This window comes from Psychrobacter sanguinis (assembly GCF_020736705.1).
GTDB lineage: Bacteria > Pseudomonadota > Gammaproteobacteria > Pseudomonadales > Moraxellaceae > Psychrobacter > Psychrobacter sanguinis.
Window position 1 is genome coordinate 894,949 of the sequence record NZ_CP085990.1, and the last position, 17,951, is coordinate 912,899.

12 protein-coding genes are annotated in these 17,951 nt (G+C 40.9%); 7 read left to right on the forward strand and 5 right to left on the reverse strand.

What is annotated here, in order from left to right; all coding sequences use genetic code 11:
- Positions 1-3 precede the first annotated feature (3 nt).
- A complete protein-coding gene (locus LK453_RS03785) occupies positions 4-1,860 on the forward strand; it encodes a UvrD-helicase domain-containing protein (protein ID WP_227674429.1) in 1,857 nt (618 codons plus the stop codon).
- A 252-nt stretch (positions 1,861-2,112) separates the two neighbouring features.
- Here the strand turns inward: LK453_RS03785 and LK453_RS03790 are convergent, their stop codons facing one another.
- Positions 2,113-3,060: an NAD(P)-dependent oxidoreductase gene (locus LK453_RS03790; protein WP_201537591.1), complete on the reverse strand. Its 948-nt coding sequence runs from the start codon at positions 3,058-3,060 to the stop codon at positions 2,113-2,115.
- Between the two features lie 310 nt (positions 3,061-3,370).
- Here LK453_RS03790 and LK453_RS03795 point away from each other — a divergent pair, with 310 nt between their 5' ends.
- Positions 3,371-4,027 (forward strand): oxygen-insensitive NAD(P)H-dependent nitroreductase NfsB, encoded by a 657-nt coding sequence (locus LK453_RS03795; RefSeq protein ID WP_007394660.1) that lies wholly within the window; start codon positions 3,371-3,373, stop codon positions 4,025-4,027.
- A 433-nt stretch (positions 4,028-4,460) separates the two neighbouring features.
- Positions 4,461-5,783, forward strand: a complete 1,323-nt coding sequence (locus tag LK453_RS03800; RefSeq protein ID WP_052628371.1) for a hypothetical protein — start codon at positions 4,461-4,463, stop codon at positions 5,781-5,783.
- 154 nt (positions 5,784-5,937) lie between these two features.
- Here LK453_RS03800 and LK453_RS03805 read toward each other — a convergent pair whose 3' ends face one another.
- The 3 genes from LK453_RS03805 to LK453_RS03815 form a co-directional block, all read right to left on the reverse strand.
- Positions 5,938-6,318: a hypothetical protein gene (locus LK453_RS03805; protein ID WP_007394663.1), complete on the reverse strand. Its 381-nt coding sequence runs from the start codon at positions 6,316-6,318 to the stop codon at positions 5,938-5,940.
- A gap of 264 nt (positions 6,319-6,582) precedes the next feature.
- Positions 6,583-7,842 carry a D-serine ammonia-lyase gene (locus LK453_RS03810; protein ID WP_007394664.1) on the reverse strand — a complete coding sequence of 420 codons (1,260 nt, stop codon included), beginning with the start codon at positions 7,840-7,842 and terminating at the stop codon, positions 6,583-6,585.
- Positions 7,843-7,925: 83 nt separating this feature from the next.
- Entirely contained in the window at positions 7,926-8,930 is a 1,005-nt protein-coding gene (locus LK453_RS03815; protein WP_007394665.1) for a lipoate--protein ligase, read from the reverse strand.
- Between the two features lie 490 nt (positions 8,931-9,420).
- Here LK453_RS03815 and LK453_RS14390 point away from each other — a divergent pair, with 490 nt between their 5' ends.
- Positions 9,421-9,678 carry a DUF4282 domain-containing protein gene (locus LK453_RS14390; protein ID WP_007394666.1) on the forward strand — a complete coding sequence of 86 codons (258 nt, stop codon included), beginning with the start codon at positions 9,421-9,423 and terminating at the stop codon, positions 9,676-9,678.
- A 128-nt stretch (positions 9,679-9,806) separates the two neighbouring features.
- On the opposite strand, the gene LK453_RS03825 is transcribed toward LK453_RS14390, so the two are convergent.
- Complete coding sequence (locus LK453_RS03825; RefSeq protein ID WP_007394667.1) at positions 9,807-11,423, reverse strand: GMC oxidoreductase; 1,617 nt, start codon at positions 11,421-11,423, stop codon at positions 9,807-9,809.
- Positions 11,424-11,906: 483 nt separating this feature from the next.
- On the opposite strand from LK453_RS03825, the gene LK453_RS03830 reads away from it, so the two are divergent.
- The 3 genes from LK453_RS03830 to acnA all read left to right on the forward strand — a co-directional run bounded on the left by LK453_RS03830 (position 11,907) and on the right by acnA (position 17,879).
- Positions 11,907-12,794 (forward strand): alpha/beta fold hydrolase, encoded by an 888-nt coding sequence (locus tag LK453_RS03830; protein ID WP_044298271.1) that lies wholly within the window; start codon positions 11,907-11,909, stop codon positions 12,792-12,794.
- A gap of 501 nt (positions 12,795-13,295) precedes the next feature.
- Positions 13,296-14,366: a Cj0069 family protein gene (locus tag LK453_RS03835; protein ID WP_201537594.1), complete on the forward strand. Its 1,071-nt coding sequence runs from the start codon at positions 13,296-13,298 to the stop codon at positions 14,364-14,366.
- A 732-nt stretch (positions 14,367-15,098) separates the two neighbouring features.
- Positions 15,099-17,879: an aconitate hydratase AcnA gene (gene acnA, locus LK453_RS03840; RefSeq protein ID WP_007394670.1), complete on the forward strand. Its 2,781-nt coding sequence runs from the start codon at positions 15,099-15,101 to the stop codon at positions 17,877-17,879.
- Positions 17,880-17,951: the final 72 nt, after the last annotated feature.

Genomic DNA, 17,951 nt, shown 5'->3' on the forward strand with positions numbered 1-17,951 from the left:
TTTATGCAAATAATTAGTCCAGAAGAGTGGCAACCTAGTGACGGTCTAAATCTTGAAGCTAACGCTCTTATTAGTGTCAAGTCATTAGATAATCGTTTGGTTTTAGCAGGTCCAGGCGCAGGTAAAACAGAAATGCTGGCGCAAAGGGCTAGCTATTTATTAGAAACGAATACTTGCAAATACCCCCATAAAATTCTAGCTATTAGCTTTAAAAAAGATGCTTCGTTTAATCTTAAAGAAAGAGTAGAAAAGCGATGTGGAGAAGACTTATCTAAACGGTTTGATTCTTTTACATTTGATTCTTTTGCTAAACAAATTTTAGATAGATTCAAAAAAGCTTTACCAGAGGGAGTTAATGTTAGTGCTGATTATGAATTACTTTTAAATGATAATGAGGTTTTAGAGATTTATTCTAATAGAGGAGAAAGCCTGATTTATTCTCATGAAAGGAAGAGAATGATGGCTATGCATAATAAGCAACTACCAATAGACTTTAATAAATCATCGAATGGTATGATATATGAGGTTTGGTTGGAATTAATAAATTCTACTCAATCTAAATTAACTTTTGCAATGATAATGCGATTGGCTGAATTAATCATAAAAACCAATCCCAAAATTAAAAAATACCTACAACTGACTTATCAATTTGTTTTTCTTGATGAGTTTCAAGATACTACTCGTATTCAGTATGATTTATTCAAAACCTGTTTTCTTAGTAGTGATTCTATCTTCACAGCCGTAGGTGATGACAAACAACGTATTATGCTATGGGCAGGAGCAATACCTACTGTATTCGAAGACTTTAAAAATGATACAGGTGCAAGTGAAATACATCTTCATAGGAACTACCGAAGTGCCCCTAAAATTGTCAATTTACTGAATCATTTTAGTGAGCATATGCTAGGAGACGTACAAAAAGCTACAGCAGATACAAGATGGGATGAAGATGATGGTGATTGTAATATAGTATTTTTCAAGAATACTGAACAAGAAAAAGTATTTTTATTAGATAGTATTCATAGCCTAATTACCGAAGACCATGTGAATCCCAGAGATATATGTATATTGATTAAACAAAGATTAGACGTATATGCAGGCGAATTAATTACTTATCTTTGTGAACATGGCATTCAAGCTAGAGACGAAGGATATTTTTATGACCTACTCTCTGAAGAAATTACTCTATTTATTATCAATATACTATACAGGGTTTTAAACAATAAAGACTCTGCGACTAGGAAGGCTACCTTTGACTTTATCAGTAATTTATATTCAGAGCTTGACCATCAAGGTCTGTTAAATATTGAAAAAAAACTCTTTGAGTTTATCAAACATGCAGAAATTACATATGATTTTGACAATCTAACAACTGATACGTTAAAGCAGTTAATTAAGGAAGCGATAAAATTAATAAATACCGAAAGGTTGAAAGCTCAATTCCCCAAGTACAAAAACCAAAAAGAATTAAGTAGGCTTTTAACAAAGTTATATAAAGAGTTGTGGAAGGCCTATCAAGCATCTAATAGCCTTGGAAAGGCTTTAGATACAATTGTAGGTAAAGATACTATACCTGTTATGACTATTCACAAAAGCAAAGGGCTAGAATATCATACGGTTATATTTGTAGGTTTAGAAGATGATGCTTTTTGGTCATATCAAAATCAACCAAATGAGGATAACTGTGCATTCTTCGTTGCTCTGTCTAGAGCTAAAGAAAATATCCTATTTACTTTCAGTCAAACTCGTAAAGACAATAGAGGTAGGTTGAAAAGTCAGTCTTTCAAAAACATTGAACCTATAATTAATACCATGAATAAATCTAGATTGGTTGGTATAGTTGATGAGATAGGCAATTAAACAACTATGATAAATACACGTCACATCGGAGGAGCGGTTTAGCCCCGATTGGAACGAATATACTGCTTAATTAGACGAGTTGAAATGGCTTGATATGGCATGGTGCATGAAGTAAGCAACATGCCATATCTTAGCCAACGCCTCGTATAGTTAAGGAAATAGAAGCGAAACAAAAAAAGCCCCTTAGGGCTTTTTTACTTGCGAAGCTAAAATTGCAATGCAATTTTCATACGCTTCTCAGGGAAATAGCTACTAATAACTCTCAATAAACTCATTAATTTGCTGAGTCACAATCTTCCAAAGCTTAACCTGCGACGCTCGGCTTCCTGCCCCCATGTGCGGCGTTAGGATAATTCGAGGATGCGCTTCTTTAGCCAGTTGAACAATCGGATCGTCCTCGCCAGCAGGCTCTCGCTCAAAGACATCAGTCGCATAGCCAAGTATTTGTTCATTTCTTAACGCCTGCGCCAATGCCTCACTATCGACCACTTTACCGCGAGCCACATTAACCAATAAAGGTTTCTTGCTCATTTTACTGAGCGTATCTTCGTTTATGAGATGTTTGGTTTCCTCAGTCAATGGACAATGTAAACTGATGATATCGGACTCTTTGAGTACCGTCTCAAAGTCAGTATAGTCATCGTTACAAGGCGTCTTTCCTTGACGTTCCGCCCAAAGCACATTCATGTCATACGCTTTAGCAATCTTTGACACCCGCTTACCAATGTCACCAACCCCGATAAGACCTAAGGTTAGATTTTCGATATCGATGACCTCAGCATTGATAATGTCGGCTCGCCCTTTTTCCTTCCATTCGCCATCTTTCACTTTGTTGTGGTAGTTAATTTGTGCACGCATGGCACTAAGCATGAGCATCATGGTGTGTTCGGCGACGGTAACAGTAGCGAAGTCTGGGGCATTCAGTAATTTAACGCCGTTGTCTTCACACGCCTCTTTGTCAATGTGGTTAGAGCCTACAGAGGTGAGTTGAATAAGCTTCAATTTAGGCAGTGCTTCTACCACTTCCCGCTCAATCCGCAGTGAACCAACTATCATGATATCGGCGTCTTTACAGCGCTCGATAATGACCTTATTGTCTTGTGGGGTTTCCTCATAGGTGACATAGTCCGTGATTTTTTCGGGGGTGGGTCGCTCTAAGTCTGCGGTGAATCTTTTTTCATCAAGTAAAACAGCTTTCACAATGTGCTCCTTGGTTATTTTTATAATTTAAGATTTTGAATAAACTTTAAGTTTTTAATCTTATTAAATAGGGTACTTATTGAATGATAGTAAAGTTATCACTAATAGAATGTTTTATATTGTGGGCTAAGTGATTCAATTTATAACTTTATTTCCACAGCTACATACTCCACATATACTCAATCCATACTAAAACAAGTAATTTCTTCAACACTAAGAATCCTTTAACCTTTTATAATTTCTAGCAAGCTAGTACAAAATAAACTGGTCTACTTTAAATTCAATCTATAAAACTATAAAAGGGCATTATATGAAAACCATTTCTGAAGCCATGAACTGGCGTTACAGCACTAAAGATTTTGACCCTAATAAAAAAATCTCAGCGGAAGATTTAGAACAATTAAAAGACATTCTGCATCTACAAGCTTCGAGTATTAATATTCAGCCTTGGCACTACATTATTGCTGATGATGATGCAGGCAAAGCCCGTATCGCCAAAGGCGCAATAGATGTATTTGAGATGAATAAGAATAAAATTCTAGATTGCTCACACGTTGTTCTGTTTTGCACCCGCGTTCATGCCGATGATGAGTATTTAAAGACTCTACTTGAGCAAGAAGACAAAGATGGTCGCTTTAAGAATGAAGAACAAAAGAAACAGATGGAAGAAGGCCGTAAATTCTTTTTAGGGCTTCATCGTTTTAATACCCTTGATGAAGCACAATGGATGAGTAAGCAGGTCTATCTGAGTATGGGTGCGTTATTACTCGGTGCTGCTCAGTTGGGTATCGATGCGGTACCGATGGAAGGTCTTGTGGCCGAAAAAATTGACGAAGAGTTTGGCTTACGTGAAAAAGGCTATACCACTATTGGTGCGGTGTCATTGGGTTACCGTAGCAATGAAGACTATAACGCTGATTTACCAAAATCGCGCTTGCCGAAAGAGACTGTTTTTAGCAAAGCTTAGGTTTATTATGCTGTAATAGTTTAATAAGGGGTACGGTTGTTATGGCTGTGCCCTTTTTTTAGTAATTACCCGTAGAGAGTTAGCATAGGACTTCCTTGGTCATAGTTATAGTGATAGTTACGGTTATCTATTAAATTTATAGCACAATTTTTTGCACCTTAATGTAATGCTTTATACGCCTCTCAATAAGCTTTTCGCATAGACGGCTGTTAATTGTTCAAAGATACACTTAAGCTGCGAACAGTTCTCTCTCCCCTCTTTACTCTCTCCTTTATTAAAATAAAACTTAACCACTATTAATATTTATTACACGAAAGCAACTTGGTTTAGCTATTAAATCCTATAAATAACTGGGTATAGTGACCTTGTGCCATCAAACATTGCAAGCATTTTGACTTGCCTCGCTTTGATGTCACACCCAAAGGAGAACATTGTGAAGGATCATACGGATTTAGGCGCTACCAAAAGTGTCTGTAAAGATTGGACAGATGGTAATCCCTATAGCGAGACCCGAAAACATGACGAGGCGGATAAACGCGATAAATCGTGTCGGCGGGCTATTGAACGTATTAATGAAGAGCTAGACCTACAAAGACAAGAAAAAGAAAATTCATTGTCTTCTTGTGATAAGAAGGAAGAATTGTGTCGTTGCGATTCTTCCTCAACTGGCACTAAAAAAGTGGATCTGGTTATCTTGATTGATGCCAGTGGCTCGATGTCGACAGCAGCAACTGCTGTGGCAAAGGCAGCTGATGAAGCATTACTTAAGGCTAAAGAGGAATGTCCTTCTAACTTGAGGGTAACTTGGCTGGCAGTGGATGGTTCAAAATCTGGCGCTAATCCTGCTGGTGATTTGGGGGACATTACCGGGACTTTAGCAGGGACCAGTTTTACCCAGACTCATCAACAATACCTTGAAAGTATCGGCAGTACCGGACCCTTTAAGCAAGATGAAGCACAACCTTTCGGTGACAGTACCTACCCTGGCGAGGAAGGAGCGGATTCAATTGCCGATATTTGTAATTTCTATGATTGGCGAGAAGGGGCGTGTAAGGCCATCTTCTATATTAGCGACACTGCTCTTGATGGCTACTCTACATTTTATGATGCGGCTGCGACCAATGCTACTGCGGCAGCCCTAACCAATGGCGTCGTGTTGTTTGCTCATAAAATAACTCCAGGGTCTGCCAATAGCCCAGGCATCATCGCCTCCTATGACAATTTAACCAATCCCACCAGTGGCCATACTTATCATGGTCCAGTTAGTGAAGCGAAGTATGTTGAGCTAATCAAAGACGCGATTTGTAATGCGTGTGGTTCAGAATGCAAAATGCTTGATTTGCCAGTTATTGAGCCTTGCGTATCAATCGTTTGGGGAGACAGCGAGTGTGACTGCTTTGAGACTGACGATGTTGAAACCGCCGTTATCTCGGTGTGCAATTGCTATTCAAATATTACATTGAGCAATGTCTATATCGGACTGCTAACTATCACTATGGAAGATGGCTCTGACGTACCCACACTTCCGGATGGCACACCTTCGGTCGAGATAATCCCTAGAGGGGTGATTTGTTTTGGTGATATTGGTCCGTGTAAAGAAGGCGAGTCTAACTGCGTCTCAAGAGAGATTGTGATACGCACCCGAGGCGCAAAATCGGGACGTTATAAGATCCATATCGCAGGACTTTGCTACAACGTGATCCTAGATCAGCACCATGACGCCTGCTTTACCTTAGACTTATGTAAGGATAGATAGCCATTCAGTGTTTTATTTACAGCATAAATTAATGAGATGTTTAAAGGCTATTCCTATTTTTTAGACAAAAAAACTGGGCTCTATAGCCCAGTTTTTAGGTTATCCCAAAAGCTTTAAATGGATAACGACCTTAGGTCAATGACCGTCTTGCTGATTAGTAATGATCACTATCAACATAAGACTCCGTACCTAAAGCTGGCGTTGAAGGCAACACTCTTTCTTGTTTAAAAAAACGAGATTTGCCTTCTAAGATTTTATTAACATCTTTAACCAAATCTTCGATGACATCATCATAGATACCTAGATTTAACTCTCTGTCAAAACTAGTGTATGCATGTTTACGCGCAGCAGAACGCACATCAGTAATGCCATGCTTTTGGAAAAAAATATCTACGCGACCATCGCTATTTAGAACACAGCTTAATACACCGTCGTCAATCTCTATGTCATAACGCTCAGGGATAAAGATATAATCATCCACATCCATTAATTGTTTTTCGACAGATCTTGTTAGTAATGATTTAATATCGAACAAAATAATACTCCTTATAATTTAGACATAATAGTTATAAAAATAATCAGGTAAAAACAGCCATTTAGAAATTTTTATTATTTAATACATGAAGAGTAGAAATAAGCGTTCAAATCTCTATGCCTTATTATTTAAACCTATACTACAAGATGCATCGTCTTATTTTAAGTTAGCTAGTGTAAATCTACGTTGAAGATTAGCAATTGTCCCAAAAAATAACCTCTGCTCGTTTATCTATTAATCTTCAGATAAAGCGATTCGGTTCGATTATTTTAGTAACTCAGCAAAGACCGCGTCGGGCATCATACTGCCGCCTGTGGCCCAAACCAGATGTCGCGCCTTGTCGATATCTTTAAAGTATTGAACCCCTGCCAGACCAGCACAAGCAGAAGGCTCTAGCTTTAGGCCCTCGGTTTCATGTACCACACGCAATAGGCGGTTCAATTCTTCATCTTCAACAGTATAAAAAGCGGTCAGTGAGCGCTGTAAGGCTTGACCCACAAAGCCTGATGCTCGGCCAACCGCTAGACCATCGGCAATGGTATGATTACTCAGACCGATATCTTGTACGCTAATCTCATCATGTAGCCCAGTATAAATGCCCAGTAACATACAAGGCGACTGTACTGGCTCAGCAAAGACACAATGCACATTATCACCAAACGCAAGTTTTAACCCAAATGCCACACCGCCCGGGCCACCGCCTACGCCACAAGGCAGATAGACATAAAGCGGATGCTGCTTATCAATAATGATGCCTGCTTTATCGAACTGCTGCTTTAACCTGATGCCCGCCACGGCATACCCTAAGAACAAATGCTTTGAATTTTCATCATCCACAAAATAGCCATAAGGGTCTTGCTCAACTTGTTGACGACCACTGGCGACTGCTTGTCCATAGTCACCGTCATACTCAAACACTTCGACCCCATTGGCTCTAAGCTTGTCTTTTTTCCACTGTTTGGCATCAGATGACATATGAACTTGTGCCTTAAAGCCTAGCTTCGCTGACATAATGCCAATGGACAATCCTAAGTTACCTGTCGAGCCTACAGCTACTGAATACTTCGAAAAGAAGTCACGAAATGGCTCGGAGTCCAGCTTGCTATAGTCATCATCAATACTCAGTAATCCATGGTCCAACGCCAGCTTTTCGGCATACTGCAGTACTTCATAGATACCACCTCGGGCTTTTATTGACCCTGAAATAGGCAGCTCATTATCGGCTTTGATATACAGTGCCCCTTTGTCTATCCCCAATACCTTTTGCAGCTGCTCTGTGCGATAAAACTCGCTTTCAATAATGCCATTTGAGGCTTGGGTCTCAGGAAACACCTTCTGAATATAAGGGGCGAATCGTTGCAATCTTGCCATGGCAGCATCGACATCGGCTTGGGTTAACCCCACATCGGCAGCGGCGTCTTTAAAAGGAGCCAGCTTTGTGTTTTGCCAGAACATAGGCGTTGCCGAGCGAAGTTGGTTTAATACAGCATCCTGCTGTAGAGAGTTTAAAGTTTCGGTTAGCACTGAGATTCCTTAGAAATAAACAACAAAAGTGATAAACAATATAAGACAAACAGAGGGTTAATAATCTTCGGTGACAGCCCAGTTTAGGTTTCCATTTCACGCAGTAACCAAGCTTGAAAGTCAGTGACCTGATCTGCTACTTCTAGCTGTGCCTGTTTTAAATTATCGAGCGTTGCTTGCACTGACTCTAGGGTATATCTCGTGCCTATCAAAGCTGCTTTTAAAGCCTCAATTAGCTCAACATTTAACGCATCTGAGAAGATAACCACATCTTTAATCAGCGCTTGTTCGACATCCAAATGCAAGTCGATAATACCCCAATCAAAGCGGGTCTCAATATGATGTGAGAATGCAGGTGTCTTACCAAAGCGCCAGTTCCAATCGGCCATTTGTTCATAGTATTTATTTAAATGTGGCTCATTTTTAAGCGATGCTTCGTCCAGTTCTTCAACGTCTACCGTCTCTCCATAATACTCACAAAAGGCATCGATAATGGCTTGAGACAGGCTTTCATGGGTAATGCTGTCATTAAATTCGACTAAGTTTGCCACGCGTGAGCGCACTGACTTGATGCCTTTGGCTTGTAACTTTAAAGGATGTGGATTCAAATAATCTGCCAACTTTTGCATATTAGCATTAACCAACACCGTACCATGATGAAAGCTACGGTCAACGGCATGTTTGAAGGCGCTGCCCGATATTTTACGGTCGCCAACTTGCATGTCATTACGCCCCGATTGCGTCGCATCGATACCTAGCTTGTTCAAGGCATTAATAATGATTTGGAAGTTGGCATCTTGGTTGTAGTCTTCTTTTGGCGATAAGAAAGTAAAGTTGGTGTTGCCTAAATCATGGAACACTGCCCCGCCACCACTTTGACGACGGGCCAAATAAACGCCATCTTCTTCCATTTTGTCGGTTTTACATTCTACCCAAGGATTTTGCGAGCGGCCGATAACCACGGTTTCTGCGTTACGCCATAGAAATAGAATGTGGATGTCTGAATCCAACTCTTGAAAGATCCAATCTTCTGTCGCTAGGTTAAACCATGGGTTGGTGACTTCTGATTTTAGTATTCTTAATTTCATTATGATTCTCCATAATCTATATAAAGACAGTCCGTCTTGTTAATTTGACGCTGCTACTTTTAAAGTTATTGTTTTTGGCTGAATGAATTGGCTAGTTGTATTGTTGCGGATAGCACATTGAAACTCAATCGAAGTTTAGTATTAAAGCCCAAAAGTACGGTAATTATTGGTCTACTTGTTCTAATCATAAAAATTGATTGTCTTAATTGATTAAGAAAATAAACTGATTTATCTAATTGTCTGGAGAACGCACTCAATATTTATTAAATTATTATTTTAAAAGTATAATTTAGTTGAACTAATTAAATTATTTCGATAGTATCATCAATTGTAGCTATTTTACTTGTGCTGATTGTATTGTTAATTGACTTCATGAATGAGTTTAAAATTGAATATTTAACACATATGAGCTGTGGGCTTAGAATATTAAAGCACACCTTTTGGTACGTCATTTGATAAATTATTAGATAAATAATATGGATATTAGACTATGAACGCTTTTTTAAACTTTGACAATTTTATAACCCCAAAATTCATCTCCGTTTTATATTGGATTCTTTTGGCCGTCATTGTCCTTAGGGGTCTGTCATTTATGTTCACTAGTCGTCTTGGATTTGGAGGCTTCCTAATTGGATTAGTAATAATATTGCTAGGGGCCTTATTCACTCGAATATATTGTGAACTTCTAATGGTCGTATTTTCGATGAACAGTCACCTTAAGAAGATCAGCGAAAAAACTGACATATAAGCCATTTTCGATTAAAAGGTAGTAAATAACCAAAAACCCATCTTTGAGATGGGTTTTTTAATGCATAACCTTAACGATATAGTACACGAACACAAAAAATAAGGGAGTTAACAATTTAGGAAAAGAGGTTACCCAAAATCTTGCTGCAAAATATAACTCATATTACGCTCAGCAAGACCGGTAATAAATACATAGGGATTGACCCCAGCGCTGCCCGGAATTAAGGCACTGTCTTGGACATATATGCTTTCATGACCTTTGACTCGGCCAAACTCATCCGTGGCTTTGCCCAATACACAGCCCCCTAAAGGATGATAACAAAAGTTATCGCCAAAGCCTTTGGTAAATAACAAGCTTGAGATGCGTCCGCCATTGGCTTTACCTAGCTTTTCAACCAACTCTTTGGCTGCATTGACCGAATACTCATTTTGCGAGCGTTTCCAGTTTAGTTTCACCGTGCCAGAGGCTTTGTCATAATAATAGTTACCCCGCTCTGGGTTATCGGTAATCGCTAAATACAAGGTGGTCCAAGTCTCAAACCCTAAAGGTAAGGGGGCAATTTCGGCAAATATCTTATATTTCGAGCCCCCTCTATCGCCATCCCACATATTAATGCCTTTCACTGGGATAGTAGACTGGGCCTCGCCTGCCGCATGTACAAAATTACGACCGGTCATAATATTGCCATTGGGGCCCCAATACTGACCCACATGCTCGTTCAGATTATTAAGAGTACCTGCCGCTTGGCTTTTTAATAATAGCTCTGAGGTACCGGTACTGCCTGCATTCAAAAATAGCTTGTCACAGCGGTAGTACTCAATAGCATCGATACCGCCTTGTTTATTAAGCACCTGTACCTCAAGTTCAAGTTGACCGTCGTCTAATTGCCTAATACCATTTACCTTACGCAGTGTCTTGACCACCACATTACCGGTGGCTTCTGCGTCTTTAAGATAGGTCAAATCTAGCGAATACTTGCCAGCATTGTTACCGTAAATGACTTCACCACCCAGCGCCGATGGATACACCTCACCCTTAGCTTCTTTTTGCATATAATCAAAGTCATAGCTGTTGCCGAAAAACTCTGTTTTCAGCCCTGCTTTTTCGGCCTGACGTTCTGCAGCTCGGGTAAATTCATAGTGCTCAGAATTATTAAAAAAATCTTCAGGGATTTGACTAACTCTCAGCTGCTTTAGAGCACGGGGAAAAAAGACCTCATACATCTCATCGCTGTTGAGCCAAGGAAAGGTTTGCTCGAAATGAGACCGTCTAGGCTGGATGGCAATCGCCCCATTAACGATTGAGCCACCGCCATAAGCACGGCCAGCGAATACTTTCATATTGTCATATTCAATAAGATCTAACACCCCTGGATATTTAGCAATCCGACGTGGAATGGGAATCGGTGCACTGAGCCAATTTTTAAACCAACTAGAACGCTCATCGGCGTTAATCATTTTACAAAATGTGGTGTGATTGGGGGTTCTGTCCCAGCGCATCCCCATTTCTAAGATTAGCACTTTATGCCCCTGCTCACTGAGACGTAAGGCAGAGACTGCACCGCCATAGCCACTACCGACGACAATATTGCTGAAATGACCAGCTTGCTTAATCGGCTTAGGGTCAGATTGTAAGCCAGATTGTACAGCGCCTTTGGCTAAAGTTTGACAGCCACTCATTGCCGCCGAGCTGCCGACTACGCCTAGGCCAAGTCCCATTGATTTAATAAATTTACGTCGCTGCATTCGATTCCTGATGGTAGGTTATTGGGTTAAAAAGCACAGTTATTAAAGCGGTCTGATAGTTTCTTTAAAAGCAAAAAGCTCAAAGGAAGGTTTTGAAAGAGAAGCGCTCTTGGCTCATAAAAACACCGGAGTTAAGTTTAACAAATCAAACTCACTCTATTCTGTAGGATACGTAAGTTATTGAGAAAATTAAATTAAGCAAAAGCATCAGCTTAATGCCTATCCATTTAAGGCTCTCTATCTAGATTTAAGCATATGCCTCCTGTAAAACCGTTTGCTAAATGAACATAAGCCCATCCATCATAGAGGGCAGTTTATAGACATTACCTTGATAGAACCTTAGTCTAAATAGTCCTTATATCGCTTTGGTTTTCCAATATGACTGATATTTGTTAACAGAAGTTGGCAAAAAAGAAACCTCAGCCTAACCAAATTAAGCTAAAATGCAATCATATTCAAAAGTTTAGCAGAGCAGACACCATCATGACATTATCTCCTCCAGAGTTTAAAACTGATCAGTTTTTTAATCTTGAAGATAAATGGGTAGAGACCGCCCCTAATGAGATTACCCACTGTTATGACCAAGGCGAAGGCATCCCTTTATTGCTGTTACACGGCTCAGGACTGGGCACATCGGCCGCAGTGACTTGGTGGCAAAATATGCCCCACCTTAGTCAACATTATCGCGCCATTGCCTTTGACTCTATTGGCTATGGAGAGACGGTTAACGCAGCAGACAGCACCTATGGTATTAAGCAATGGGGCGATCACACCCTTCGTTTGATGGATGCTTTGAACATAGACAAAGCTTGGCTGGTTGGCAGCTCTCTGGGCGGTTGGGTCGCCTTGCAGTTGGCAATCGACCATCCTGAACGTATTTATGGCGTGGTTTCAATTGGTACTGGCGGTGCCAAACGTGACCCTTCTGTTTCTACACCAGCTACTAAAGCGTCTGCCGCAGTTCCCAAGCCTAAAAGCCCACTTTCTGCGGCCCTAATTGAACAAGATTTACATAAGAATATTCGCAATGACGCCTTGGTATGCCAAACTCTGGTCGAGTTACGCTATCAAGCCGCTTTAGAAGAAAAAGCTCGCGGCTTAAGACCTATTTTATTGGCCGCTCGAGACAGAGACCGTGAAGAATTTGCGTTAGATTTTGAAGCGTTGAGTCAATGTCGTTTACCCGTGTTGTTAATTCATGGTCGAGACGACAAAGTTGTTCCTTTGTCACGTAGCTTAGAGTTATTACAGGTCATTCCAACAGCAGATGCTCATTTTTATAGTGGCGCCGGGCACTGGCCTCATATTGGCAAAAGCTATGAGTTTAATCATTTAATCAGTACTTATATTGACCATCATACTGATATTTAACTTGTTAATAAATTGAATTTAATTGCTTAACAAACCAAATTCGACTGCTTAATAGGCCAAGCTCATAGTTAAGGACTCCCCTGCTATTTGGCCTGCTATTTGGCGAAGTATTCGTTATTAATTAATATTTAAATAGCTCACTGTAGATTTAACTTTTACAGTGGGTTAACGCCTTCCTAGCTTATCTCGTTTTTTAGCACAAATTTTAAGTATCGCCCCCGTCCTATTACTGTCATAATTAGTTCATAAAATACCATTAATGTATAGCAGCAGCTGATACAACGGATGTTATGGACACTGTGATAAAAATCTAAAAAATTTAGTATTCCGTATTGTGTTCTACTTCACTCTTCTATAGACTTGCGCCTTTTAAAATTAAACCTCGAACTATCCCCTATCTAAGCTAACCCCTTATTAATTCTATTCTCAGCCACAGTTGTACAACCCCTATTGCTCAGCTTATTTATTAAATAAATTATTGGCTTTAACAGAGATTTTAGTATGAAAAAACATGTTGTTATTTTTGAAGCCCGTGGTGGCACTGATAAGAGTAAATATGGCTATCGCCGCGACACCTACCCTATTATTGAATCACTAAAAGCCCGTGGCTGGACCGCTGAGGTTATTTTTTATAGTGACGAAAATCGCGGTGAAATCTACCGTTATACCATCGACAAAGCCGACGCTTATGTGAGCCGTATCAATCCAGGTAACCTCAAAGATGAAACAGGTTACTTTCAGATGCTACGTGAATTGGTACATCAAGGCGTTAAAGGCCTGCCTCACCCTGACGTCATGGTTAACTATGGTGCCAAAAATGTTGTTGAACGCCTAAAAGGCACCACATTAGTGCCTGAAGACGTGTACTGCTACTATGATTATGATGAGCTAAAAAACCAGTTCCCAACCACATTGGCCAGAGGCGAACGGGTACTAAAACAAAACCGAGGCTCTACTGGTGAGGGCATTTGGCGCGTTCAATTAAAAGACCCTAAAAAATATAAAGATGTGACCGAAATTCCAGAAGACGCCGTGTTAAGGTTAACCGAAGCATTAGACAACCATGTAGAAGAGAAAACATTAGGCGAATTTATCGAGTTTTGCTATCAGTATCTAGAAGGCGATAACGGACTGATTTTGGACATGCCCTTTTTACCGCGTATTAAAGAAGGCGAAATCCGAGTGTTAATGCTACGTGATAAGGCGGTGTCTGTGGTTCATAAGAAGCCCGATGAGGCTGCTGATTCGTTCTCAGCTACCCTATTCTCTGGCGCGACTTATCGCTATGACAAGCCTGAGCAGTGGCAGGAAATGGTCGACGAAGTAGAGTCTAGTATTCCGATGTTACAAGCTCGTCTGGGTGGGTATGCCTTGCCACTATTATGGACTGCTGACTTTATTTTAGACACCGATGACAAAGGCAAAGATGTCTATGTATTGGGCGAAATTAACTCTTCTTGTGTTGGTTTCTCTACTAATCTAGAGCTTTCAGAGAACATCGCTGATGAGATTATGAATCTGATTGAAGCGGAAAGTGTGATCAACAGCCGTTTCCCAGCATTTAGAATTTAGGTCAATATTAAGTTTAATAAAACCGGTATTTTAGCCAGCGATTAACTAAAATTTTAGTTTCAGCTAAAGTACTGGTTTAAGCCTGCAAAATAACAATTAATACCAATTCTAAAAAATAACACTCAAATCGCACCACTCCCGCTGAGTGATAGACCTAATTAAGTTAGTCTCATTACACAATGCATTCCAAGCGTCACATGCCGCATCGACAATCTTTATTTACTATTTAACTAAACGGCTTATTAATTAGACACCCACCATTCTAGCCACCCAATAGCCTCTAACAAGCAACATAGCAGGTAGTTCACTATTTTCTGTTACGATTTTCACACGATGCAACTACGTCCAAACCTTAATAAATACCGCAATCTTTGTTATGGTAGTAAACATGACAATGTATCAGGACTACGCCTTGTCATCATCCTCTAAAACCAATCAAAAAGCCACGTGGATGAATTTTCAAATACCCAAGAATAAGCTCCACCTTATTCTTCAGCACTCAGTTTGCGCTAGCCCATTACTCATAAATTCTCTATTCGATAAAGCGTCCTATTTGATAAAGCATCAATAATAGAGCCGCCAACCAAAAAATCTATAGAACACTGAATAGAGATTGAATAAAGAGAAACGAGCCAGCCCTTGCAAACCTATCTGCTGAGAACGAAAAACCAGCCACCTCAACTAATAACAACTTTTAAAAAAAGAAGTTAATAAGTATAAAAGGAAGCCATTATGAGCGATATATTTAATGTAAAAGACAAGTTAACGGTCGCAGGCAAAGACCATGCCTATTACAGCCTACCCAAACTTGCGGAAAAATACCCCAATATCAATACCCTACCTTATAGCATGAAAATTGTGCTAGAAAATTTACTGCGCAACGAAGACGGTGGACAGTCTGTCGGTGAAAATCACATTGAAGCCGTAGCCAACTGGGATGCCGGTGCTGAAGCGTCAAAAGAGATTGCTTTTATGCCAGCCCGTGTGGTGCTTCAAGACTTCACAGGTGTGCCCTCTGTCGTAGACTTGGCCGCTATGCGTGATGCGGTAGTCAAACTGGGTGGTAAAGCGGAACAAATCAACCCGTTTATTCCTAGTGAGCTAGTGGTCGACCATTCGGTACAGGTCGATGTATATGGTCGTGAAGACTCTTTAGACTTAAACGAAAAAATCGAATTTAAGCGCAATAACGAGCGTTATGAGTTCTTGCACTGGGGTAAAAACGCATTTAAAAACTTTGTGGTAGTGCCTCCAGCTACAGGTATCGTGCACCAAGTTAATTTAGAGTATTTGGCGCGTGTGGTCATGGCCAGTGAGCAAAATGGCGAATGGACCGCTTATCCTGATACCGTGTTCGGTACTGACAGCCACACCACCATGATCAATGGTATTGGTGTCTTAGGTTGGGGTGTCGGCGGTATTGAAGCCGAAGCTGCTATGCTAGGCCAGCCTTCATCAATGCTTATCCCTCAAGTTGTTGGCTTTGAAATGACGGGTAAGCTACAAGAAGGCGTGACTGCAACTGACTTAGTACTACGTGTGGTTGAAATGCTACGTGCTCATGGTGTGGTCGGTAAGTTCGTCGAGTTCTATGGTGAAGGACTACACAATATGCCATTGGCGGATCGTGCAACGATTGCCAACATGTCACCTGAATATGGCGCAACTTGTGGTATCTTCCCGATCGACCAGATGGCAATTGATTATCTGCGTCTATCAGGTCGTGATGAAGCCCAAATTGAGTTAGTTGAAAAATATGCTAAAGCGCAAGGGTTATGGCACGATAGCAATACCCCAGCTGCCACTTACTCTAGCAATCTGCACTTAGATTTATCCTCTGTACAGCCTGCTCTAGCCGGACCAAACTTACCACAGCAGCGTATTAATCTATCTGATATGCATACACGTTTTGGTGAAACGCTACATGCGATGACCAAAGACCGTAAATCAGAAGTAGAAGGTAAAGTACGCTTTGATCAAGAAGGCGGGGAACAAGAGCAAGCCGATCGTTTGTCTGCTAAACCTGACGCATTCTCAACGATTAGCATCAATGATCAAGAACATGATCTGCATGATGGTTCTGTGGTCATCGCTGCCATCACCTCTTGTACCAACACCTCTAACCCTGCGGTTATGATTGGTGCAGGCTTAGTAGCTAAAAAAGCCGCTGCCAAAGGCTTAACCGCCAAACCTTGGGTTAAAACCTCATTGGCACCGGGCTCTAAAGTAGTGACCGATTATTTAGAAAAATCGCAACTAATGGACGAGCTTGAAAAAATTGGCTTCTATCTAGTGGGTTACGGTTGTACCACCTGTATTGGTAACTCAGGTCCTTTATTAGAGTCTGTCCAAAAAGGTATTGAAGAAAAAGGCCTAGTAGCCGCTGCTGTACTATCTGGTAACCGTAACTTCGAGGGTCGTATCCACTCACATGTGAAAGCGAGCTACTTAGCGTCACCACCTCTAGTCGTAGCCTATGCCCTTGCTGGTACCGTAAATATTGACTTAACCAAAGATCCTATCGGCCAAGATCCAGAAGGTAATGATGTCTTCTTAAAAGACATCTGGCCTACGTCGGAAGAGATTAATGAGCTGATTGCCAATAACATCGATGCCGATATGTTCCGCAAACACTACGGTAAAGTGTTTGACGGTAGCGCAGCGTGGAATGCCATTAGCTCAGCAGATAGCCAGCTCTATCCATGGAGTGAGGCGTCAACGTACATCAAAAACCCACCTTTCTTTGATGACATGACCATGGAGCCAGAAGGTATTAAAGATATTGAAAACGCCCGCATCTTAGGTCTATTTGGTAACTCAATCACTACCGACCATATTTCTCCTGCCGGCAATATTGATCCTGATTCGCCAGCGGGTAAATACTTGCAAGAGCGCGGAGTGATGCAAGAAGATTTCAACAGTTATGGTTCACGCCGTGGTAATGATGCGATTATGACTCGTGGTACTTTTGCTAACATCCGTATTAAAAACAAAATGATGGGCGGCAAAGAAGGCGGCTATACGTATTACTTCAGTGGCGATAAAGCGACCTTGCAAGAGGGTGAAGAGATGGCCATCTATGATGCTGCAATGAAGTACAAACAAGACAAGCGGCCTTTGGTGGTACTCGGTGGTGAAGAATATGGGTCAGGCTCAAGCCGTGACTGGGCAGCCAAAGGTACTATCCTGTTGGGTGTTAAAGCAGTATTGACCAGCTCATTTGAGCGTATTCACCGTTCTAACCTAGTTGGTATGGGTGTCCTGCCATTAACCTTCAAAAAAGGCGAAAATGCAGAAACCTATAACCTAGACGGCTCAGAAGTATTAAGCATCACCGGGCTTGAAAACGGCGAAAGCAAAACGGCGACGGTCACTGCGACACGTGCTGATGGTAGTACAGAAAGCTTTGAGGTGAATGTGATGCTACAGACGCCGAAAGAGCGCGAATATGTGCGTCATGGTGGCGTATTACACTATGTGTTGCGTCAACTGGCCTCACAAAGCGCGGCGTAAGCCTTGCTTTATACGTTAAGCTTTAGATAATGCTTAGGCTTAAAACGTTAACTTAATAAAAAATCCCAACCA